The organism is Streptomyces saintjeani (assembly GCF_055409605.1).
In genome coordinates, this window is record NZ_CP189624.1 from 6,376,207 (window position 1) to 6,397,993 (window position 21,787).

Genomic DNA, 21,787 nt, shown 5'->3' on the forward strand with positions numbered 1-21,787 from the left:
CCGTCCCACGGCCCGGGTGCCGGCTCCGTCACGGCGTCTCGGCCAGCCGGAACCCGATCGCGTAGATGGGCTTGTCGTACCACCCGTGCCGCCGGGTGCACCGCGTGAGATCCCCGTACCGAGTGAAACTCCCGCCCCGCGCGACCCGGTACGACCCCCGCGTCAGCAGCAGGTCGTCCGGCTCCGCCACGCCCCCGGGATACCCCGCGTAGTCGTCCGCGACGAACTCCTCGACGTTCCCGGCGACATCGTCGAGCCCGAACGGACTGCGCCCCGCCGGATAGATCCCCACCGGCGTCGTCCTGAGCGGCCCCGCCTCCACGGTGTTGGCGCACTCCGCCCGGAACCCCTCGCCCCACGGGTACTCCCGCCCGTCCCCGCCGGACGCCGCGTACTCCCACTCGGCCTCCGACGGCAGCCGCAGCCGCCGCCCGGTACGCCGCGACAGCCACGCCGCGTACGCGTCCCCGGCCTCGGCGGGCACCCCCCACACGGGATGGTTGGCCAACTCCCGTGGGAACACGCCGAATTGCCAGGACCCCGGCAGCCACCGCGCCTGCGTCTCCTCCAGGAACACCCGGTACTCGCCGTTCGTCACCGGATACCGGCCGATCCTGAACTCCGCGATGTCGACGTCGTGTTGAGGGGCCTCCTTGGCGATCCACTCCTCCAGCACCCCCACATGGGACCACCGCCGGGCCACCCCGGCGACCCGCTCCTCCGCCAGCCCGATGGTCACCTTCGCGGCCGGCACCTCCACCAACTCCGGCTCGAACACACGCAGGCGGGGATCACCGAGCAGGGCGAGCAGCGTCCCGGCCGCATACCTCCGCTCGTACGGCTCGTGCGCGGACCCCGCGACGACGGCGAGCGTCTGCGGCGACGCCGCCAGCAGCTCGCCGTCGAACTCCGGCTCGGGACCGCGCCGTACGAAGGACTCCGGGAGCCCCATCGCGGCGCGGTCGGCGAGTTCGTTCGGGTTCACGCCTCGGTCCCCGGAACCTCGTACACCTGCCCGTCGTACGAACCGGCAAGGAACACACCCGCGTCGGTGTCGTACGTCAGCGACGAGATCCCCGACGTCGTGGGGCGGCGGACGGCCGACCACGCGCGCGAGCCGGTGTCGAAGACCGCCACCAGACCGTTGTACGACCCCGTCGCCACGTACCGCCCGTCCGGCGAGGCCGTCACGCACTTGATGGAGTGGTCGTGGGGCGTGGAGTGCGAGGTCGCCGAGGCACCGTCCCACAGGCGCAGCACCAAGTCCCGGCTCACGCTGGCGAATCGGCCGCCCGGCAACCCCGCGCAGCCGTTGGCGATCCGGTCGTGCGCCGCGTCGGCCCGCGCGAGTTCGGAGAAGTCGGCCGTGGAGAACCAGGACGCGGCGGCGTCGGCGCACACCGAGAAGATCTGCCCGTCGGAGACGGCGACTCCCTTGACCGCACCCGCGTGCAGCGGAAGCGTCGCCTCGTGCTTGACGGCGCCGTCCGGCCCGACCGAGAACACCAGCCCTTCACCCGTGTACGCCCCGAGGACGACGTGCGGCACGCCGTCCCGCTCGAAGGCGGCGCCGCAGTTGAGCGGCGAGCGGTGCTGGTGGAGGACCTCACCCGTCAACGCGTCGAAGACCGTGCCCATTTGGCCGCCGCTGAACACCCGCCCGGCGACCGGCGTGAGGAAGTTGCACAGGCTGCCCGTCTCGGCGACCGGGACGCCGTCCCGGCGGAGGATTCCCGCGTCCCCGATGGTGAGCCGGGCCCCCTCGTGCACGGCGACCGCGTTCACGCCGTGCGTCGGCTCGACGTGGTCGAGGTCCCAACTCCCGCTGCCGATACGGTGGATGGCGTACGAAGAGCCGAACGTCGCGAAGACCAGGGTGTCTTCGTCGAGGAAGGCGCAGGAGCGGGGCCACACGTCGGCCGGGAAGGTCGACGCGGCGACCGGCCGCAGCCCGTCCGTCACGTCCCACACCCGCATCGTGCGGTCGTAGCTCAGGCTCACCATCCGCCCGTGCGCGGCGTCCAGGACGAGCCGCTTGATGCCGGCCTCGTGCGCGTGGTGCGTCGCCGTGCCCTCGCCGCGCAGCTCGACGATCTCACCCTCGTCGTTGCCCGCGAACACCGTGCCGTCCGGCGTCACCGCGAGCGTGTCCGTCTCGACGTCACCGAGGTCCGTGTCGGAGACCAGCCCGCCGGTCCCGATCGACCAGCGCTTGATCGTGCCGTCGTCACTGGACGACACCAACTCGTCGCTGCCGTACGCCCATTCGACCGAGATGACGTCGGCCGTGTGCCCGGTGAACGTGTGCAGGAGGACGCCCGAGAAGTCGTACACCCGCACCCGGTGGTCCCGCGACGCCGTCGCGATCAGCGGCTTGACCGGGTGGAACGCCGACATCTCGACGTCGTCCTCCTGGTCGGAGAGGACCGCGAGCAGCTTCAGGTCCGGCACCGACCACAGCCGGGCCGTGTAGTCGCTGGAGGAGGACACCAGGTGCCTGCCGTCGGGGCTGAACGACACCTGGTTGGCGAGGTGGTCGTGGACCGCGCGGGCCAGCGCCCGCCGCGTCGCCACGTCCCACAGGACGAGCTGGTTGTCGTAACCGGCGGTCGCCACGAACCTGCCGTCGTGGGCCGCGATTCCGCTGATCGGACCGTTGTGGCGGATCACAGGGCAGACACCTCCAGGGAGTTGGGGTTCGGTACGGGCAGGGTGTGGCCCGCGTGCCGGGCCTTCGCGTCGAGATAGCGGCCGTTCTCCCCGGTCAAGTACACGCCGGTGGGCACCCGTTCGACGACCTCGATGCCCAGCTCCGTCAACTGCTCGGCCTTGTCGGGGTTGTTGGAGAGCAGCCGGATACGGGTCAGGCCCAGCGCGCGCAGCATCTCGGCCGCCGCCGTGTAGTCGCGCTCGTCCTCGCCCCGGCCGAGCAGCCGGTTCGCCTCGAAGGTGTCGCTGCCGCGGTCCTGGAGGACGTACGCGTCGAGCTTGTTGTACAGGCCGATCCCGCGCCCCTCCTGGCGCAGGTACAGCACCGCTCCCCCTTCCCCGGCGACGAGTTGGAGCGCCTCCTCCAGCTGCGGGCCGCAGTCGCAGCGCGCCGAGCCGAAGACGTCACCGGTCAGGCACTCGCTGTGCAGCCGGACCAGGGGAACCGTGCCACGCGGCACCGGGACCACCACGGCCACGTGCTCCTGGTGGTCGGCGAGTTCGGTGAAGGTCACCAACTCGGCAGCGGTGCCGGCCCTGTTGAGGGTGACCTGGACCCGGGCGCGGATGCCCGGCGAGGTGTCGCGGGTGGCATCGCTGCTCAACCCCTTGTTGTTGCCGTCGCTCATGCCGGGACGGCCTCCTCTCGGGACGAGGTGTGCGGGGAAGGCGCCCACTGCCGCCAGGTCCGCCACAGCCAGAGCAGACCGGCGAGCTGTACGGCGCCGAAGGCGAGGAACACGGCGGAGGAGCCCAGGAGTTCGGCCAGCGCGGGCACCACGAGGGGACCGGCGAGGATCGGCAGCCCCAGCACCAGGTCGACGATCCCGCCGACCCGGCCCAGCGCGTCCGCCGGCACGAACTTGAACACCATCAGGTCGCTCGCCACGCTGAGCGCCGCCTGGAAACCGAACATCACGACCATCGCCGCGACGAACACATGCACCGACCCCGACGCCATCAGCAGCAGCGCCGCGCCCATGCCGACCGTCCCGACCAGAGTGATCGCCCGGAACGGGAACGTCTTGCGCTCGGAGACGAGGATCGTCCCGAGCACCCCGGCGATCCGCACCCCGACCAGCACCAGGCCCACCGCGCGCGGCGACAGGTCCCAGTCGTGCTGGAGGCGGAACAGCGACAGCGTCATGGTGCCGGTGGTGCCGACCACCAGCATCGGTACGAAGACGAGGATCGCGTGCAGCAGGACGGGCGCCCGCCGCATCACCTGAACGCTCTCCAACAGGCCCTTGACCAGGCCGACTTGGGCCGGGCCGCCGGGCTCCACGCGCGGCGGGTGCACGCCGACCAGCCACACCACGATCGGCGCGAAGAACGTCAGGACGTTGAACCAGAGCAGCCCCTTGTACCCGACGACCAGCAGCGCGGCGCTGACCAGCAGCGGGCCGACCACGTTCGTCACCGTGTACAGGCTGCCGAGGCTCGCCCGTGAACGCACCGGATTCTCCGGGAACATGTGCGCGACGCCGGTCATCCAGCCCATCCGGTACCCGGCGCCGCCGATCTGCACCAGCGCCCCGAACACGAACAGCGGCCAGACGGGGGCGTCTTCGGCAAGTCCCGTCAGATTCAGGGCAATTGCCGCGGCGGCCTGCACGAGCAGGCCCGGGACGACCAACACCCGTGCCCCGTAACGGTCCACGACCGCGCCGAGCACCGGCGCCAGCAGCAGCGTCGCCGGGGTCAGCACCGCCAGCAGCGACATGATCGCGAGGGACCCGGTGCGTTCGTACACGAACAGGGGGAGGGCGACGGTGTAGACGGCCTCCCCGATGTTGTTGACGACATTGCCGGTCGCGAAGATCTGGAACCGCCGGTCCCGCCAGGGGGAGGGCTTCGCCTCGTCGAGGTCGGGAGCCGACAACGGGCCGGATGCGGCGGTGAGTTCGGGTCCGTCCGCCGGGCCGGGGGCGTTCACGGGTCCATCGGTCCTGCTCACGCCCTCGCCCCTTTCCGCATCGCTCTTGCTCACGGCCTCGCCTCCTGTGGGTGCGGTTCGCTCACGGCATCGTCTTCTGCCGGGGCACGATCAGGTCGCGTACGCGCGTCAGCGGGGCCTTGCGGTCCTCGGTGGCCGTCAGGAAGACCCGGATCCAGCCGCCCCGGCCGCCGGCCAGCAGCACCTGCTGTCCCTCGTCCCCGAACGGCACCGCCGCGAGTGCCTTCGCGAAGTCCGGCAGGTCCTCCACCAGGGCCGTGATCTCCGTCGACTCCCGCTCGTACACGGAGAGTTGGGCGCCGTACGACACCGCGTACACCGTGTCGCCGAGGAACGCGCCGTTCTCGACGGTGTTGTCCAGCAACTCCGTCCAGCGGTGCGTCACTTCACCCGTCAGCAGCGAGAGGCGCTTCACGCCGTTCTCGCCGGTGATGATCAGGTGGTCGGCGTCCTCCGCCCACATCCGCTTCGGGTACTCCTCGGTGTTGAACTCCCGCAGCACCGCGTCCCCTTCGGCCGGGTACACGCTCACGAGGCCGGTGCTGGAGGCGATCACCCGCTCGCCGGACGGCAGGTAGCAGCCCGCCCACGCGGAGGCCCGGCCGATGTCGATGCGGGCGATCAACTCACCGGTGTTCGCGTCGAGTTCGTCCACCCCGTCGTTGTGGCAGGCCAGCAGCCGGGAGTGGTCCGCCGACCCCGACACGGTGTGCGCGAGCGCGGCGAGCCGGTGGCGCCACAGCTGCGTGCCGTCACGGCCGGTGCGGAACACCCACTGGTCGCGGGTGACGCCGGCGTACCCGCCGGGGAGCGGGACGACGCGGCGCGTGAAGCCCATGCCGTGCACGTGGTGCGCGCGGGTCGCGAGGTACGGCTCGCCCAGGTTGTCGGCGAGGACGGCCAGCACGGCGACACCGTCGTCCGTCGCGACGTACAACTCGTCCGACTCCAGGGCCGGTTGGATGTCCCACACGCACTGCCGCCGGAACGGGGCGCGGGCCAGCGTCGTGGTGCCGTCCGCGGTGAGGCGGCGCAGGTCGCCGTCCTGGGTCAGCGTGTAGATCGAGCCGTCGTCGTGCACGGCGAAGTCCGTGAGCTGGTGCGCGAATCCGGTGACCGTCGAGCCGACCTTCAGCTCCGGCGCGCTGTTGTCCAGCAGGTGCAGTACGCCGTCGAAGCCGCCGACGTACACGGTCCGGTGGTCCGGCGAGAACGCCAGGAACTCCACATCGTCGCGGGCCAGCAGGAGTTGACCGGTGACGTTGCCCTGCGCGTCCAGCGTCAGCACGCCGTTCGCGATGTTGTTGTTCTCGTCGACGCCGTCGTCCTGCGTCGCCCAGAAGCGGTCGTGCAGCGGGTCGTACAGGATGCGGTGGATGTTCCCGCCGTCCGCCTGCACGACGGTGGGGAAGTCCAGGGTCTCCAGGTCGCCGAGGAACACGCGCCCGGCCTTGTCGGACGCGGCGTCGATGCTCGGGTGGTCCTGGCAGAACCACTCCAGCGGTACGTGGCCCGCGAAGTTCGGCTCGATGCGCTCGACCGCGAACGTCTCCAGGTCCAGCACCGCCATCTGGCGGTACCCGTTGTTCATGTAGACCTTGCCCTTGTGCACCGTGATGCCCCGGCTCATCACCGGCGACGGCTCCTCGCCGTCCAGCAACTCCCCACGATTGGCGGTCCGGTCGGCATCGAGCACGTCGACGAGCTCCAACGTGTCAAGTCGCCACCGCAGCAGGGTTCCCCGCTTGTCGCGGCCCACCACCCAGCCGTCGGCCGCGGTGATCGTGTACACGGGCGCGTGCCCGGCGGCGACGGTGCCGGTCGGCGCGGGCGAGGAACGCAGAATGCGCAGGTCATCGTCCAACAGGTGGATACGGCCGGTGACATCGGCGGCCAGCAGCCCGGCTCCCGGTACGTGCACGATCCGTACGACGCGGTCGGTCAACTCCATCTCAGGCTCCTTCAAGGGGTGTTCGGGATCTCGGGGGCGGCCGTGGTGCCAGGTACGGCCGTGGCGGGCACCGCGCGAAGCGCCGTGCCCGCCACGGAGAAGAGGCGTCGCCTTACGCGGCGGACTTGCGGGAGCTGACGCCCCGGCGAACCGGCTTGCGGATCATGGCAGTACCTCCTTCACGCGTTCCGTAGGGACGGGGGAGTGCGACCTCAGGCAGACACGGCCTTACGGGCGCTGACACCACGGCGAACCGGCTTGCGGATCATGGCTGTTCCTCCTTCCCTGCCCTAGAAGAAACGGAAGACGCTCCTCAGAGCGCGGACTTGCGGGAGCTGACGCCCCGGCGAACGGGCTTACGGATCATGGCGGTACCTCCTCCCACGACTGGTTCTCGCCGCCGTCTCCCGGCGACACCCCAAAGGTGCCGCGCGCCCTTACCGAACGGGTCCCGATGCGTTCCCCGCCGGGGGAGGGGGCGGGGAGGAGGACTTGAGAGTTACGCCCCGGGTACGACAGACCTCGGTACGACGACGCTGCGGCCACCGTCACCCCACAGAGCCACCCCGCCCCTCACCCCGCCCCGATCAGCCCGCCAACTCCCCTACCCGCCCCGCGAGTTCCAGCGCCCCCTCCGCCGACTCCGCCCCCAGTACCACCTGCCCCCACCCCCCGGACACCGCGACCGCCACCGCGTACCGCCCCGCCCGTACCGGCGCCACATCCCGCCCGGCGAGCACCTCGAACGCGTCCCGCACCGGATCCCGCCCCGCGGCCACCCGCACCAACCCCGCCACCACCTCCTCCGCGACGACGGTCCGGCACCCGGTGGTGACGGGCCCCCGCGGCGTCAGCACGACGAACGTGTGCGCGGGCCCGTACTGATACCCGGCGAGATCGAGCAACGACCCCACGGCGGACCGCAACGTCGCCGCGACACCCCCACCGACCGGCGCGGGAAACAACACCCCGTACGGCGTCTCGACGCTGATCCCGACGACGCGATGCATCCCGTGCACGCTCAACGTGTCGACCCGGAACAGCTCCCCACCCCCCGAACCCCCCACCCCCGCAAGCCCGTTGACACCCCCCGCCCGCCGCACCGCCTCCACGTCCCCCAACAACCGCACCGCACCGGCCGGATTGACACACAGCCCCGCCTTCTCCGCCACCCCGACCGCCTCCTCCAACGCGGCCTCGTCCCGAAAGTCGACGACCATCAACCGCTCGGAAAGATCCGCGAGTCGACCCCCTGAGGGACATCGCCCCGCATCGCACAACGACCACACCCGGAACCCCGCCGCGCCGGCCGCCCGCACGACCTCCACGGACGGTCTGACCAGCAGGATCCGGGACTGCCGGGACGGTTCACTCATGACGACGACTTTCGCGAAGAGTAAGGAGAGGAAGGCACGTGCAACGACGGCAAAAGCCGGGCCCGGACGCCGACTTGCCGTCCGTGCCCGGCCATGGACCGGTGAGGGGATCGAGCGATGACAGAGGTCAGACAGCGATCGAGGCGGCACCTCGCCCGGCCGCCTCCAACGCGGTCCGCACGAGGCTCTCCAGTTCGGCCAGCACCCCAGGGTCCTCGAACTCCCCCTCGATGGTGACCAGTTCCTCCGCATGGGCGACAGCCACCGGCGGATGCTCCACGACCAGGGCCCCCGCATGTCCGAGCACCTCGACCAGCCCGGCCTGGGCGTCGACGGCTCCCCGGGGCCCGGGCGAAGCGCTGACGACAGCCACGACCCGCCCGTCGAGGCAGCTCTCCCCGTAGGGCCGCGACAACCAGTCCACGGCGTTCTTCAACACCCCGGAAGAGGCTCCGTTGTAGGACGGCGTACTCATCAACACCACATCAGCACCGGCCACTTGCTCCCGCATCCGCACCACAGCCTCGGACCCGTCCACCGCGTCCAAGTCCTCGTCGTAGAACGGCAGTTCCCCCGGCCGCACCACCACGGCCCGCACCCCACCGAACCGCTCCGCCACGATCCGCCGCACCGTCGCCACGACAGCCGAGTTGTACGACCCACCCCGAACACTCCCGGACATAAGCACAATCTCGGTCACTTCACCCTCCCTCTCAGCCCGAACGATTCCCCCGCACCCTAAGAACCCCGGATTCCGATCCGTTCCCGGTCCGGTACCGCCCCGTACGTACGAGTGGACCGAGAGGGGACGCACAACCAGCAATGGACAAAGCAAGAGGGCGGGAGCCAGTAAGACTGACTCCCGCCCTCTTCGTATCGGCATCCGCTGCAATCAGCGAGTGCCCCCGGCAGGATTCGAACCTGCGCACACGGCTCCGGAGGCCGCGAACCCTACGTGCCCCATTGTGGCTCTGACCTGCGATCCAGCCGTTTCATGATCACTTGTTTCGATGATCCACGCACTGCTCACACACCGCCGCCCGAAACTGCGCCGCGCGAGCGCGCCGGGCGCCCTCCCGATGGCAGTGCATCACTGGAGGAAGCTTGGCTCTGTCCCGCTACCCTGGTACGCACCACGGCAGAACGGGGAGTGCTCCGCGCATGGGACCGAAGACGACCAAGGTCTATGAGACGCTTCGCGAACGGCTCGCCTCAGGCGAGTACGACGCTGGCGACAAGTTCCCGTCTGAACGCACCTTGACCAAAGATCTCGGCATCGGCCGGACGGCGCTTCGGCAGGTGCTCGCCCGGCTGGTGTCCGAGGGCGCTTTGGAGGTTCACGGTCGTAGTTCGTACCGGGTTCCGGGTGCGGTAACCGTGAAGGCGCCTGAGGGGCTTGAGCCGTGGCGCATCCACGGTGAGCGCGACCTCTATGACAACCGGTGGGTCAAGCTCCAGCTCTGGGACGTCGAACCGCCCGGCATGGAACGGTTCGAGCATCACGTGGTGAAGCTCAACCATGTGGCGATCACGGCCGTTGTCGACGACCAGGACCGCGTACTCATGCTGTGGCGGTATCGGTTCGTCCCTCAGCAATTCGGTTGGGAACTGCCCGGCGGGATTGTCGACGAAGGGGAAGACTCCGCAGAGACCGCACTTCGGGAAGTCGTCGAAGAGACGGGGTGGCGACCGAATTCCGTTGAGCGTATCGCCGTCTATCAGCCCATGGTCGGCATGGTGGATTCGCTCCATGAAATCTTTGTCGCCCATGGCGCCGAAAAGGTGGGGTCTCCGACAGACCTCGAAGAGGCCGGGCATATCGAGTGGGTTCCTCTCGCCGATATTCCGGGGCTCATGGCGCGTGGCGAACTACTCGGTTCCGGAACCCTTGTGGGCTTGCTGCATATCCTTGCGAACCGTAACAAGCCAACCGCTACAGCCTCTCACTGAGCAAGTCGACGCGACGGCGCTGCCGCACCGAACCGGTGCGGCTTGCCAGCATCCTGGCTTGCTGTAGATGCTTCCGCGCGTCGTCATATTCGGCGCGCGCCACGTGTGCTTGGGCCAAGTCTGTGTGCACTCCGGCCCGCGCTCTCACAAAGGTGGGGTCCATGTCCTTTGCAGCTTCATAGAGACTGGCCAACGCGTCGACGTCTCCGAGGAAAGCGAGGATGTTGCCACGCCATCGGGTGAGGTGTGAGCCGTTGAGGAAGATGCTCAGCATGTCCGGGTCTCGGGCGTCTATCCCATCGGGAATTCGTTCCGTCGCCGCTTCCAGCGCACGCCGACTGTCGTCAGCCATTTCGGCGTGCGCGCACAACTCCGCTTCCGTGGCATAGAGCCATGCCCAAAGTCGGGGTGAGCCGTCCCGCCCCAGGGTTCGTTGAGCCTCACGAACCAATTCGACCGCGAGGGCCGGTCGGCCCGCTTCGCAGAGCACGAATGCTTGTTCCCCCATCGCGTGCGAGAGATACATCGGGGCCTCAGCGTCCCGCGCCGCCCGCTTCGCGAGTTCGTAGTGGCGCCACGCTCGCTCCACCGCCCCGGAGTCGACGGCTTGCCACGCGGCGAGGGTGGACGCCCCCGCGAGTGCGAGCGCGACCGGCCGGCGCGCACTCGGCAGCACCGCGAAGTTCAGCGCGTCCTCAAGGGCGGAGAGGTGCCCCGTCATCTGGTCGACAAGACCCGCCGCACCCATCTGGCGATCCATCGTGCGCAGTAGCTCCGTCTGAGCCTCAAGCGCGCCAACCATGGAGTCACCCACGCTGCCCGCCGCATCGATCCTGCTGAGCAAGTCGTCGTAGCCGTCTGCCACGGGTATTGCCGTGGTCGCCGTGACGCCCCTGAGTTCGACGTCGGTGACTCCGAGGATGTTGCGCAGGATCTCCGCGTACCGGTCGGAGAGGGCGCGCTTGCCGTTCTCCCACTCGGACACGTACACCCGCAGACTCGCCGTCGACGCGACGTCGACGAGGTGGTGTCGGGCCCACTGCTCGATCTCGCGGATCAACCGCTCCTGAGACCAGCCGCGCGCCGTGCGCGCGTTCTTGAGTCCTGAACTCACAAGACACCACCCGGCGTTGGTTCCGTCGCCACCTCCCCCATCGTGCCTCACATTGGCACGGCCCAACAGGGGGTTAACAGGCCGGGGTTAAGCCCTGTGAGCTGCCGAAACACCAGTCTCGGGCTGTCTCCTGAAGGTGCGCTAAGACAGGCGGTTGCCGATTGATTCGGCGAACCACCTTGACTCTGGTGCGCACCAGATGCCAATCTTCTGGTGCGCACCAGAAAGTGGGATCGCATCCCGCTCATGGTGCGTAAGGGGCCCGGGACAGAGCGGGCCGAGGGACCCGGACCCCTGGTCAACCGGAGGGCTTAGACCGAAAGGTCACGTCTCCATACGCCTGAAACGGGAGCTCGTGTTCCCGAAGGAGACCTGTTCACGTCGCTGCCACGTAGGGGGCTCGATGCACGACGAACGAAGGACTTGGGCGCCGCCGTGTTGGACCGGCCGGCGGCGCCCGTGCTTCACCTGAGTCCGTGAGCGGAACGCGCGCTCACGGCCGATCCGGTCCACCTCTTCAACCGCTCTCGCGGCGGCTATCGCTGCGCCGGTTGCCTCTCCTGCCCGTGCCGCTCACGCCTTCGGCGTGCTGGTTGTACGGGTGGGCGGGGGGAGCCGGAATGTCCCTTCCTTCCTTTGGAGTTCAGACATGGTCGCAACGCTGATTGCTGTGTTCGGGACGCTCGCGGGAGCGGTCGTCGCGGGTCTCATGCAGCATCTGACGGCCGCTCGTACGGCGCGTGCGGCGTTAGCGGAACGGCGTCGTGAGGCGCTGGCGAGTGCGGTTCCGGCGCTGCTGTCGGCGCTGGTCGGTCACCGTGAGCAGCAGTACTTGAAGATTGCGGCCCGGCGTGAGGGCCGGGAGGACACCCCGGAGGCGCGGCAGTCGCGGTACGCGGCCCGTTCTGCGGTGACGTCGGCGATGGACACGCTGCACATGGTCACCCGGGACGCGGAGCTTCTGACGCTGGCGCAGGACGCGGTGAACGCCGCGATGGCGGTCGGCGACGCGTCGGAGGACGCGTTGGAGGCGGCGGGGCTGCGGGCCCGCAAGGCCCACACCGCGCTGCGTGAGGCCGGTGCCCGCTACGTCTACGCCTGACCCGCTCACAGCCCCGATGGTCCAAGGCGCCGGGTTCGACTCCCGGCGGGGGCACTCCGGCCACCACCGGCCGGTCCTTGACCCGACAGGAGATCTTCCGTGGCGCTCAGCAACGAGGACATCAGGAACATGGCCGCGAACGTCATCGAGTCCGCCGAGGGCCCGCTCAACCTCGGTGGCGGGCAGCAGATCAACACCACGTCCGACAACCCGGTGACCATCACCGGGTCGAACACGACCGTCGTCGACGGCGACAACACCGGCGGCATCGTCCAGAGCTTCCGCCGCTGACCGCTTCCCGCACCACGGCCCCGGCATCCTGCCGCGAGGGCGTCCGATCGGATCGGGCCCGGGGCGCTGCGGTCGCTGTCAGACCGCATGGCATGACCGTCCCTGTATTTGTCCTGGGAGGACACCGGATGTTCGACGAGCTGTTTGCGAAGCGTCACAGCTTCCGCATCGTGCCTGCTCAGCGCGGTACGAGGGTTCAGTACGTCTGTTCCTGCGGCGCCCGTGGCTGGACGACCCCGAGTACCGGGGAGGCCGACCGGATGGGCAGGAAGCACGTGGCCATGGCCACGGAGCGGGCCAGGGCCAAAGCCAAGGCCAACCCGTTCAAGTTCAAGATCTGACCCACCCCACACACAACGGCGCGCACCCCCCGGAGGGCCAACTCCGGGGGGTGCTGTTCGAGCCGTTCAACCCTGGAAGGAACCACGACCCGATGAACCCCATTGTGACTGTTGCGAACGCTGTCACGGCGTTCGCGGACTGGATCGAGCCGACGGCGGCCGAACTGGACGCGGTCGAGATCGAGATGCCCGTGATCCTGGCGGACGTCGACCTGTTGGACGCGCAGATCATGACCCTGGACCGCACGCCGTCCGAGGTGGACGTGCGGCGTATCCGCCGGGCCCGCCGTCGGGCGCTGGCCGCGCGGGTCGCGCTGGTCAACCGCACCGCCGGCGCGACGGTGTCGGGCGGTGCGGCATGAGTGCCCCGGAGTCGGGTGCGGCCGTGAAGGCGGTTGAGGCCGCGCACGCCGAGGTGAAGGCGGAGATCACGCGGACGGACACCAAGACCGGGCTGTTGCTGGCGTTCGTCGGCGCGGTCCTCGCGGGTGTGTGGACGGTCGCCAAGGACGTCCCCCTCACCCTCCCCGCCTGGATCGTCGGCGGGTTCGGGGTCACGGCGCTGGTTGCGGCGGCGGGGCTGTTGCTGCGGTCGACGCGGCCGAACCTGCGCGGCCGTCACGGGTTCCCGTTGTGGGCGACCCTGACCGGCGAGGAGATCACCGCCCACCTCGCCGCGCGGGACCTCGCTGCGGACGTCGCGGGGCTGTCGCGGCTGGCGGTCGTGAAGTTCACGTGCCTGCGTCGCGCGATCGACGTCATGGGCGTCGGGTGCGCGCTGCTGATCGTGGCGGGCGTCCTCGCCGGGATCGGGGGTGCGCTGTGAGTGACGACACCCGTGCGTTGCTGGCCGCTGTGCTGGAGGCGATCGACCTTCCCGCACCGGCCACCATCGGTGACCGCGAAGCGTTCCGGCTCCTGTTGGAAGACCGTGTGCTGGACGCGGTCGTCGCCCTGACCGGCGCCTTGGGGGAGCCGCCAGAGGCCGACTGGGGGCTCGGCTGGCACACCGCCTACCTGCGCAAGCAGCTCGCGTCGAAGCCGCCGGTCACCTACACCCACCACGGCACCGATGGGGGTGCGTCATGAGCGAGCTGTTGTCCGCGGTGTCGGGCGCGCTGGCGGCCGGCTGGTCGGTGCACGCCCTGCGGCTGTCCCGCCGGATCGAGGCGGCGCGGCGTGACCCGCTGACCGGGCTGTGGACGCGCGACGCGTTCGAGGACCGGGCCCGCAAGCTCCTGGCCAAGGCCGAGGGCCGGGCAGTTCTCCTTCTGGACCTGGACGGGTTCAAGGAGATCAACGACACGTTCGGGCACGCGGCCGGTGACGCGGTGATCCGCGCGACCGGGATGCGGCTGGGGGCGTGGGCCGCCGGATGCGGCGGTGTGGCGGGACGGCTGGGCGGGGACGAGTTCGCCGCCGTCGTCGACGCGGGCGAGGGTCTGGGCGGCCGGGTGCTGGACCTGGTCGGCAGCATCGAGCGGCCGGTCCTGTCCCAGGGCCGCATGGTCGACGTGTCCGTGTCGGTCGGCGTCGCCCGGCACGCGGGCCGTGGCGGGGACCTGTCCGCGCTGCTCCGTGCGGCCGATGAGCGGATGTACGGGATCAAGCGTGAGGGCGGGGGCGCGAGCATCGCCCCCGACGACGCCACGGTTCCGGTGCTGCCGACCGTGAACGGCCGGCGCTTCGGCCGGTCCGGCACCACCGGCAGGGAGGGGGTCCGATGACCGCCGCCAAGCCCTTGACGCGTGTTCAGATCGGGGTGCTGTCGGCGGCGTTCGTGCCGATGCTCGCCACCGGTGTGGTCGGCGGGATCGGCACCTACAGCAACATCGGCCACGCCTACGGGCGCGGTACCGCGCTCGGTGCCCTCGGTGCCGGTGAGGGCGCCACCGCCGTCCTCGCCCTGGTCCTGCTCGGGCTGACGATGCTGGGCCAGTCCTCGCCGCGCGTCGTCCGTATCGGGCTGTGGGCGCTGCCGACCGCCGCCGCTGTGATGGGGGCGATGGCCGCGCCCGACGCAGGCCGCACGGTCGTCTACGCGCTGACCCCGATGGGGATGTCCGTGTCGGCGGAGGGCATGGCGTTCCTGGCCCGGCGGATCGTCGTGCACACCGACGGCCGGGACGCGGAGAACGAGCGTCGCACCGCCGACATCGTGCAGGCCCTCGCCTACCACCGCGCCCGCGCCGCCCACCACCCCAGCGATCGGGTGCGCAAGCGGTCGGACCGGACGTCGTGGCGCCTCGCGCGGAAGGTCGGGATCGGGGACGCGGAACTCGGATCGAGGCTGCTCGATGTCCAGCGCGCCCGGATCACCGCCGGTGCGGACGCGTCCCTCGCCGCGATGTTCGGGGGCGTCGTCCCCGATCCCGCACCCGATCCCGCACCGGCTGCGAATGCGGAGGAATCCACTGACTCCGTGAGGAAACGGTCTATGGCTGACCTGCGGGGATCGACCCCGCCGCCGTCGGTCGTGCTGGCCCGGTTCTCGGTGCCCGATCCGGTCGCGGTCGACTTGGGCAAGTCGATTCCCCCGCTCAAGCCCGTACGGGCGATCGCCCCGGCGGCCGGTCTGGTCACCGCCGATCCGGCGCCGGTCGAGTCGACCGTGCGGCGGGCGGTTGCTGCCGAATCGGTTCCGGCCCGTCGGGCGACCGGCCGGGTTCCGGAGGTGGCGCGGTCGCCGCGTCCGAAGCGGACACCGGCCCAGTTGCTCGCCGAAGCACGGAAGGTCACGGCCGAGTGGCCGGCCGCGAAGGTGACCGCTGAGGGCATCCGCCGCGAACTCCACACATCACCGGCGAACGCGCGGCTGCTGCGGGACACGATCCTCTCTGAGCGCACCGCCGACGCGACGGGGGTGACGGCATGACCACACCCACCACGGACGCGGTGAAGTCGTTCAGCTTCGGCGGGGGCGTGCAGTCCACCGCCGCCCTGGTCCTCGCGGCCAAGGGGGAGTTGGACTACCGCACATTCCTGATGGCGAACGTCGGGGACGACTCCGAGCACCCCGGCACCCTGCGCTACCTACGCGAGTACGCCATCCCCTACGCCCAAGAGCACGACCTCGAACTGGTCGTGCTGGACCGGGTCATGAAGCGGTCGGGGGAAAAGCGGACCCTGTACGAGGACCTGACGCGTGAGGGTTCGCGGTCGCTGAAGATCCCGGTACGCATGTCGAACGGGGCCCCCGGCACCCGCGCCTGCACCGCCCAGTTCAAAATCAAGGTCATCGGCGACGAGCTCAAGCGCCGGGGCGCCACGAAGGACAGCCCGGCCACGGTCGGGATCGGCATCAGCCTGGACGAGATAGGCCGGGCCAACAACCGGCGCTGCGAACCGCACGAGCGGATCGAGTACCCGCTGCTGGAACGCGGTATCCGCCGCATCGACTGCGCCCGCATCATCCGCGAAGCCGGGTTGCCGGTGCCTCCCAAGAGTTCGTGCTGGTTCTGCCCCTTCCACCGGCCCGAGACCTGGCACGACATGCGCCGCAATGAGCCCGAGCTGTTCGAGCGCGCGTGCCAGCTCGAAGAACTCCTCAACCGCCGCCGTGACGAACTCGGCAAGGACCACGTCTGGCTGACCCGCTTCAACCGGCCCCTGCGCAAGGCGATCCCGGACGGCGTGGACACCCTCCCGTTCGACGAATGGGACTCCGGATGTGACTCCGGCTGGTGCATGACCTGACGGGCCCCCACCACCACCCCGAAATCCCACCTTCCCGAGCACGACGACTGTGAGGACTGCTGACCATGAACGACGACCTCAACTTCTCCGACTTCACGACCGGCGAGAAGCTGCGCATCGCCGCCCTCACGGCCCGGATGGCCAAGCGGGGCCTCGCCGGTGACCGCGTCGACCTCTCCGACCTGCAACGCCGCGTGGAGCGCATCGAGGACGCCGCCGCCCGCCGACGCCGCAAGGGCAAGAAGTAGCAACGCCCCGGGGGCGGTCGTCCCGGCCAAGGAAACAAGGCCGCCCCCGGGCCCCATCCACCACCCCGTTTCCGTGAGCAGCAGGGAGTACCCAGCATGACGGACAGCACGACGGAACCGCACCTGCGCCCCGTCCCCGACACCCAGCCCGACGACGACGCCCCCACGGCGCCCGTGCCGGTGGACAACCCGGCGCTCCCCGAGCCGAAGGTGCGTACCGAGAAGCGCAAGCCGGTGCTGGCCGGATGGCTCACCAACCGGCGTGACTTCCTCGCCACCGCCCGCCACACGGGCGCGAACGTCGGATACGCCGCCCTGTACCACGGGGTGCGTATCCCGGTGTATGCCGGACGCCTCGCCCTGATGTCACCGAGGGGTGCGTGCCGGTTCGTCGCGTCCACCAACCGGTGGGTGTGGGACCGCGAGGCCGCGCCGCTGCGGGACTTCGCGGTCCGCACCGAGGACGTCGAGGAGTACATGCGGCTGGCGCGGCTGCGGTCCGGACGCATCCGGCTGCGCAGCCTGGTCACGCTGGTCGCGGCCGTGTTCGGCGTCGGCTTCGCGCTCTACCTGTACGTCCTGGCCCCCGAGTACCTGTACGCGTTCGCGGCCGGAGGGGTGCTGCTGCTCGGCATGGGCGGACAGCAGCCCGACGCCCCCGTGGTCGGCCCGGCGGTCCTGAAGACCGAGGTGCAGAAACTCACCGGCTCGATCGTCCTGCGCGGTCTGGACTCGATCGGGAACGCGAAGGTCACCGCCGCGATCAAGAAGGGCGGTGACATGAACGGGCTGCGGTTCGTCTCGGAGATCGTCCGGGACGGGCCCGGCTACCGCGCCGACCTCGATCTCCCCTACGGCGTCACGCCCGAGGACATCATGGAGGCCCGCAAGCCCCTCGCGTCCGGCCTGCGGCGCAAGACCGGCTGCGTGTGGCCCGCCCCCGACCCCGAGCAGCACGAGGGACGCCTCGTGCTGTGGGTGGGGGACAAGCCGATGAACGAGACCACCAAACCCGCCTGGCCCCTCGCCAAGTCGGGCACGGTCGACCTGTTCAGGCCGGTGGTGTTCGGCAACGACCAGCGCATGCGCGACGTGTCGGTCACCCTCATGTTCGCGTCCGTCGTCGTCGGCTCGATCCCCCGCATGGGCAAGACGTTCCTGATGCGGCTGCTCCTGCTGATCGCCGCCCTCGATCCGCGCGCCGCCCTCTACGCGTTCGACTTCAAGGGCACCGGCGACTTCGGCGCCCTGGAACCCGTCTGCCACCGCTACCGCGCCGGCGAGGAGGACGACGACATCGAATACGTCGTCCAGTCGCTGCGGGAGCTGAAAGAGGAACTGCGCCGCCGGGCCAAGGTCATCAAGTCCCTGCCCCGCTCACGCTGCCCCGAGTCCAAGGTCACCCCCGAACTGGCCAGTGACAAGAGCCTGGGACTGCACCCCATCGTGGTCGGCGCCGACGAATGCCAGGTGCCCTTCGAGCACGAGGAGCACGGCAAGGAGATCGAGGCCATCTGCACCGACCTGGTCAAACGCGGCCCCGCGCTGGGCATCGTGGCCATGTTCGGCACCCAGCGCCCCGACGCGAAGTCCCTCCCCACCGGCATCAGCGCGAACGCCGTCCTCAGGTTCTGCCTGAAGGTCATGGGCCAGCCCGCCAACGACATGGTCCTCGGTACCTCGATGTACAAGTCCGGATACCGGGCCACGATGTTCTCCCGCTCCGACCGGGGCATCTGCTGGATGGCCGGCGAGGGCGACGACCCCCGCATCGTCGCGTCCGCGTTCGTCGACGCGGTCGCCGCCGAACGCATCGTCGCCCGCGCCCGCACCGCCCGGGAGGCGTACGGCAACGTCACCGGCTACGCCGTCGGCAAGGGCCCCGAGAACACCACGACCGGCTCCGACATCCTCGCCGACGTCCTGGACGTCATCGCGGACGACGAGAAGGCCGTGTGGTGCGAGCGCATCGCCGCCCGCCTCACCGCCGCCGACCCCGGCACCTACGCCGGGTGGCAGGGCGAGAACGTCACCGCCGCCCTCAAGCCCTGGGGCATCAAACCCGGGCAGGTGTGGGGCACCACCGACGACGGCGAGGGCGCCAACCGGCGCGGCATCAAGCGCGCCGACATCACCACCGCGATTACACGGCGTAACGCCGACCGGGCCGCCGCCTAGCCCGAGCAAGGCTGCTAGACCTAGCAGCCGCCACCGCTAGGTCTAGCGCCCCTACTAGCGCCCCGCAGGGCCGCTGATCAGCTCACTAGCGTCTAGCGGCCCACCTGCGGAAACACCCCGAAACCGCCCTCAGAGGGGATCTGAGCCATGCTGGCTCTCGCTAGCCTCGCTGTCTTCCTGACCGCCGCCGGTTACGCAGCGTTGTGTTTCGTGCAGCCGTTCGCCCCGTGCCGGAAGTGCTCCGGCACCGGCATCCGGCAGGCCCGCCGCAAGGTCAAACTCTGCCGGCGCTGCCACGGACACCGTTACCGCCTGCGCACCGGCCGCCGCCTCCTCAACACCGGCCGCACCGTCCACCACGCCGGCACCCGCCCCCACCACCCCCGCCACCGCGACACCGACCCGGAGTTCCCCACATGGCCGTGACCCTCTCCCTCGTCCTCCTCTTCGGACTCGTCCTGTTCTTCCTCCTGCGAGGCCACAGCCTCACCCCCGGCGCCGCGTTCACCGCCGTGATGTTCGGGTTCTTCCTCGCCGCCACCGGCGCCGCCGGACCCATCAACGACCTCACCACCGCCGTCGTCCACGCCATCCCCACCCCCTGACCAGCCACCACCCCTCCCCCCGCCGGGCCCCGCACACAGAGGCCCGGCAGGGGCCCATGACCCCAGGAACGAGGTTCCCGTCATGCCGCCCGACACCACCCCGGCCAACAGCCGGTTGAGCGAGGCCGCCGCCGAAGCCGAAGCCGCGCGGATCATCGCCGACGCCTACCGCCCCGCCCCCACCCTGCCCACCTCCTACCGCGACACCACCCCCCTCCCCACCCACGGCGACACCCCGCCCGTCCCCCAGCCCGGCATCCCGCCGATGTCGCAGCGCGCGGTGGACGCGTCCCGGCTCATCCTCACCACCGGCCTCGCCACCGTCCCGCCCGGCCTGATCGCGATCGGCGTTCTGATCGCCTCCCGGCAGGCCGACCCCACCGTCATCGGCATGATCTGCGCCGCCCCCGCCGCCGTCGCCGTGCCCGTCCTCGCCCTCGCCCGCCTCTTCGCACGCGTCGGCGAGGCCGCCCCGGACACGCACCACCACCACTACGAGGGCCCGGTCCGGCAGGAGTCGACGACCACCCACACCCGGGCCGTATTCGCCCGCACCCACAACGACAACCGACGGTGAAGGCGCACACCATGACCACCTCGCCCCGCCGTATCCAGCGCCGCCGCACCGCCGGGTGGCGCGCGCCCCTGGGGGCCGTCTACGTCGGACGCCCCTCCCGCTGGGGAAACCCCCACAGCGTCGCCGACCACGGCGCGCAAGAAGCGGTACGCCTCTTCCGCGCCCGGCTCGACACCGACCCCGCCCTGCAAGCCGACGTCCGCACCCATCTCGCCGGACGGGACCTCATGTGCTGGTGCCCGCCCGGCACCCCCTGCCACGCCGACGTGCTCCTGCACGTCGCCAACAAGGCCGGGGACACCACTGGAAGGAAAACCGCGTGACCCGCCGCACCCAACACCCCAAACGCCCTACCAAGAGGAACCCCTCATGATGCGCATCCGTATCAAGGTCGTCTGCGCCACGCGCCGCTCTCTGGCCCTGACCGACACCCCTCGCCCCGGCTGCCCGGACTGCCAGGGCGAGGGCGGTCACCACTACGACTACGGCGACCACAACGGCGAGTACGCCGGCACCGAATGGGTGCACTGCCCGTGCTGGGACAACAACCGGTGCACGGTCCTGCTGCCACTCCCGCGCCGCCCCCGATGGCTGCGCCGCCGCACCACCGGCCGCGACCCCTGGGGACCCGGCGGCTACAGCGACGAACCCCCCTTCTGACCCTGACCGGAGGCAACTGTGCACGTCCACCCGAACACCACCGCGCCCCTCGATGACGGACCGCTGGACACCGCGCCGTCCGGGCACCTCCCGCACGACGTGCAGCGCATGATGCTGCTCGCCGAACTCGCCAACGCGGACGTGGAACTCGGCGCCTACGACCGCCGGATCGTGGACTGGCTCGGCGGATGGGACTACCCCACCACGGCCACCGTGATGAGCCTGATCCGTCGAGCCGCCCGCCCCACCGGACCGGCCGTGTGTCTGCCCTGGGACCACGTCCGCGCCATCGTCGACCGGCTCGACGACCGCAACGGCGACAGCGACCACGAGACCGCGATGCGGCTGCTGAAGCTGACCGAGGAAGCCGGAGAAGTCGCGCAGGCGTACATCGGCCTGCGCGGCCAGAACCCCCGCAAGGGCATCACCCACACCGAGGCCGACGTCGCCGCCGAACTCTGCGACGTCATCCTCACGGCCATGGTCGCCCTGCACCGCTTCACCGACGACCCCCACACCGCCCTCACCAGCGTCGTCAACCGCGCCGCCGACCGCCTCAACGCCCACCCCGGCACCGGTACCGGTACCGGTACCACGCTCTTCCCGGCCCCGGAAACGGCGTACGCGAACGCCCCGGACCTCGACCGCGAGAACGCGTGGGTCACCGGCTGCGTCGCCGACCCCGAGGGCGGGGAGGAAGCGGGCCGGGACTACCACCTGCGCAAGGCCGCCCTGTACGACCGCATCGCGCTGGTCGACGAACCTCATGATCTGTTCAGCGAGGCCACCGAAACCGCCCTGGCGGTGGCGCTGATGCTGGTCGACACCGACCGGCCCCACCTCGTCCCGCACCTCGCCGAACGGGCGGAGAACGACCCGCGCGGCTACGTCCGCCACCTCTACACCCAGCACGCCGCCTGCGTCTGCGCCGCCCACGGCGACGGCCCCTGCTACCAGCACCCCGACACCAGCCTCTAGCTACGCCAGGGGCGGCCCCCGCATCTCGCCAAAGAACCGGGACCGCCCCTGCCT

26 protein-coding genes and 1 tRNA gene are annotated in these 21,787 nt (G+C 70.4%); 18 read left to right on the plus strand and 9 right to left on the minus strand.

From position 1 onward, the window contains the following. Positions 1-28: 28 nt before the first annotated feature. The 8 genes from ACQCO7_RS29170 to ACQCO7_RS29205 all read right to left on the minus strand — a co-directional run bounded on the left by ACQCO7_RS29170 (position 29) and on the right by ACQCO7_RS29205 (position 8,963). On the minus strand, positions 29-985 hold the full coding sequence (locus ACQCO7_RS29170) for a formylglycine-generating enzyme family protein (protein ID WP_464074595.1): 957 nt from the start codon (positions 983-985) through the stop codon (positions 29-31). Continuing rightward, positions 982-2,670, minus strand: a complete 1,689-nt coding sequence (locus ACQCO7_RS29175) for a WD40 repeat domain-containing protein (protein WP_464074596.1) — start codon at positions 2,668-2,670, stop codon at positions 982-984. The genes ACQCO7_RS29170 and ACQCO7_RS29175 overlap by 4 nt, the downstream gene beginning before the upstream one ends. After that, positions 2,667-3,338, minus strand: a complete 672-nt coding sequence (locus ACQCO7_RS29180; protein WP_464074597.1) for a GTP cyclohydrolase II — start codon at positions 3,336-3,338, stop codon at positions 2,667-2,669. Before ACQCO7_RS29180 ends, ACQCO7_RS29175 begins: the two co-directional genes overlap by 4 nt. Beyond that, complete coding sequence (locus ACQCO7_RS29185) at positions 3,335-4,666, minus strand: MFS transporter (protein ID WP_464074598.1); 1,332 nt, start codon at positions 4,664-4,666, stop codon at positions 3,335-3,337. Before ACQCO7_RS29185 ends, ACQCO7_RS29180 begins: the two co-directional genes overlap by 4 nt. Before the next feature lie 61 nt (positions 4,667-4,727). Further along, positions 4,728-6,617 carry a WD40 repeat domain-containing protein gene (locus ACQCO7_RS29190; RefSeq protein WP_464074599.1) on the minus strand — a complete coding sequence of 630 codons (1,890 nt, stop codon included), beginning with the start codon at positions 6,615-6,617 and terminating at the stop codon, positions 4,728-4,730. A gap of 587 nt (positions 6,618-7,204) precedes the next feature. Then, the gene (locus ACQCO7_RS29195; RefSeq protein ID WP_464074600.1) at positions 7,205-7,993 is read right to left on the minus strand and encodes an ATP-grasp domain-containing protein; all 789 of its coding nucleotides are present in this window, start codon (positions 7,991-7,993) and stop codon (positions 7,205-7,207) included. 127 nt (positions 7,994-8,120) lie between these two features. Further along, on the minus strand, positions 8,121-8,693 hold the full coding sequence (locus ACQCO7_RS29200; RefSeq protein WP_464074601.1) for an NADPH-dependent FMN reductase: 573 nt from the start codon (positions 8,691-8,693) through the stop codon (positions 8,121-8,123). A 200-nt stretch (positions 8,694-8,893) separates the two neighbouring features. Continuing rightward, positions 8,894-8,963 (minus strand) — tRNA-Arg (locus ACQCO7_RS29205). Between the two features lie 191 nt (positions 8,964-9,154). Here ACQCO7_RS29205 and ACQCO7_RS29210 point away from each other — a divergent pair. After that, positions 9,155-9,943, plus strand: coding sequence for an NUDIX domain-containing protein (locus ACQCO7_RS29210; protein ID WP_464074602.1), 789 nt, complete (start codon positions 9,155-9,157; stop codon positions 9,941-9,943). Here the strand turns inward: ACQCO7_RS29210 and ACQCO7_RS29215 are convergent. Then, complete coding sequence (locus ACQCO7_RS29215) at positions 9,927-11,057, minus strand: helix-turn-helix domain-containing protein (RefSeq protein WP_464074603.1); 1,131 nt, start codon at positions 11,055-11,057, stop codon at positions 9,927-9,929. The two genes, ACQCO7_RS29210 and ACQCO7_RS29215, sit on opposite strands and share 17 nt — an antisense overlap. A gap of 649 nt (positions 11,058-11,706) precedes the next feature. Between ACQCO7_RS29215 and ACQCO7_RS29220 the strand changes: the two genes are divergently transcribed. The 17 genes from ACQCO7_RS29220 (at position 11,707) to ACQCO7_RS29300 (ending at position 21,733) form a co-directional block, all read left to right on the plus strand. Continuing rightward, positions 11,707-12,159 carry a hypothetical protein gene (locus ACQCO7_RS29220; RefSeq protein WP_464074604.1) on the plus strand — a complete coding sequence of 151 codons (453 nt, stop codon included), beginning with the start codon at positions 11,707-11,709 and terminating at the stop codon, positions 12,157-12,159. A gap of 99 nt (positions 12,160-12,258) precedes the next feature. Next, on the plus strand, positions 12,259-12,450 hold the full coding sequence (locus tag ACQCO7_RS29225) for a hypothetical protein (RefSeq protein WP_464074605.1): 192 nt from the start codon (positions 12,259-12,261) through the stop codon (positions 12,448-12,450). Positions 12,451-12,578: 128 nt separating this feature from the next. Further along, a complete protein-coding gene (locus ACQCO7_RS29230; protein ID WP_464074606.1) occupies positions 12,579-12,791 on the plus strand; it encodes a hypothetical protein in 213 nt (70 codons plus the stop codon). Positions 12,792-12,883: 92 nt separating this feature from the next. Further along, complete coding sequence (locus ACQCO7_RS29235) at positions 12,884-13,153, plus strand: DUF6284 family protein (protein ID WP_464074607.1); 270 nt, start codon at positions 12,884-12,886, stop codon at positions 13,151-13,153. Next, positions 13,150-13,617: a Pycsar system effector family protein gene (locus tag ACQCO7_RS29240; protein WP_464074608.1), complete on the plus strand. Its 468-nt coding sequence runs from the start codon at positions 13,150-13,152 to the stop codon at positions 13,615-13,617. Before ACQCO7_RS29235 ends, ACQCO7_RS29240 begins: the two co-directional genes overlap by 4 nt. Further along, positions 13,614-13,880, plus strand: coding sequence for a hypothetical protein (locus tag ACQCO7_RS29245; RefSeq protein WP_464074609.1), 267 nt, complete (start codon positions 13,614-13,616; stop codon positions 13,878-13,880). The genes ACQCO7_RS29240 and ACQCO7_RS29245 overlap by 4 nt, the downstream gene beginning before the upstream one ends. Beyond that, entirely contained in the window at positions 13,877-14,518 is a 642-nt protein-coding gene (locus ACQCO7_RS29250) for a GGDEF domain-containing protein (RefSeq protein WP_464074610.1), read from the plus strand. The genes ACQCO7_RS29245 and ACQCO7_RS29250 overlap by 4 nt, the downstream gene beginning before the upstream one ends. Next, positions 14,515-15,666 carry a conjugal transfer protein gene (locus ACQCO7_RS29255; protein ID WP_464074611.1) on the plus strand — a complete coding sequence of 384 codons (1,152 nt, stop codon included), beginning with the start codon at positions 14,515-14,517 and terminating at the stop codon, positions 15,664-15,666. Before ACQCO7_RS29250 ends, ACQCO7_RS29255 begins: the two co-directional genes overlap by 4 nt. Beyond that, entirely contained in the window at positions 15,663-16,487 is an 825-nt protein-coding gene (locus tag ACQCO7_RS29260) for a phosphoadenosine phosphosulfate reductase (RefSeq protein WP_464074612.1), read from the plus strand. The genes ACQCO7_RS29255 and ACQCO7_RS29260 overlap by 4 nt, the downstream gene beginning before the upstream one ends. 65 nt (positions 16,488-16,552) lie before the next feature. Next, entirely contained in the window at positions 16,553-16,735 is a 183-nt protein-coding gene (locus ACQCO7_RS29265; protein WP_464074613.1) for a DUF6257 family protein, read from the plus strand. 96 nt (positions 16,736-16,831) lie between these two features. After that, positions 16,832-18,913 (plus strand): cell division protein FtsK, encoded by a 2,082-nt coding sequence (locus tag ACQCO7_RS29270; RefSeq protein ID WP_464074614.1) that lies wholly within the window; start codon positions 16,832-16,834, stop codon positions 18,911-18,913. A gap of 147 nt (positions 18,914-19,060) precedes the next feature. Next, complete coding sequence (locus ACQCO7_RS29275) at positions 19,061-19,339, plus strand: hypothetical protein (protein ID WP_464074615.1); 279 nt, start codon at positions 19,061-19,063, stop codon at positions 19,337-19,339. Next, positions 19,330-19,518 (plus strand): hypothetical protein, encoded by a 189-nt coding sequence (locus ACQCO7_RS29280; RefSeq protein ID WP_464074616.1) that lies wholly within the window; start codon positions 19,330-19,332, stop codon positions 19,516-19,518. The genes ACQCO7_RS29275 and ACQCO7_RS29280 overlap by 10 nt, the downstream gene beginning before the upstream one ends. Before the next feature lie 82 nt (positions 19,519-19,600). Next, complete coding sequence (locus ACQCO7_RS29285; RefSeq protein WP_464074617.1) at positions 19,601-20,095, plus strand: hypothetical protein; 495 nt, start codon at positions 19,601-19,603, stop codon at positions 20,093-20,095. Between the two features lie 11 nt (positions 20,096-20,106). After that, positions 20,107-20,418 (plus strand): DUF4326 domain-containing protein, encoded by a 312-nt coding sequence (locus ACQCO7_RS29290; RefSeq protein ID WP_464074618.1) that lies wholly within the window; start codon positions 20,107-20,109, stop codon positions 20,416-20,418. 46 nt (positions 20,419-20,464) lie between these two features. After that, on the plus strand, positions 20,465-20,755 hold the full coding sequence (locus ACQCO7_RS29295; RefSeq protein ID WP_464074619.1) for a hypothetical protein: 291 nt from the start codon (positions 20,465-20,467) through the stop codon (positions 20,753-20,755). Positions 20,756-20,773: 18 nt separating this feature from the next. Beyond that, the gene (locus ACQCO7_RS29300; protein WP_464074620.1) at positions 20,774-21,733 is read left to right on the plus strand and encodes a MazG-like family protein; all 960 of its coding nucleotides are present in this window, start codon (positions 20,774-20,776) and stop codon (positions 21,731-21,733) included. Positions 21,734-21,787 lie beyond the last annotated feature (54 nt).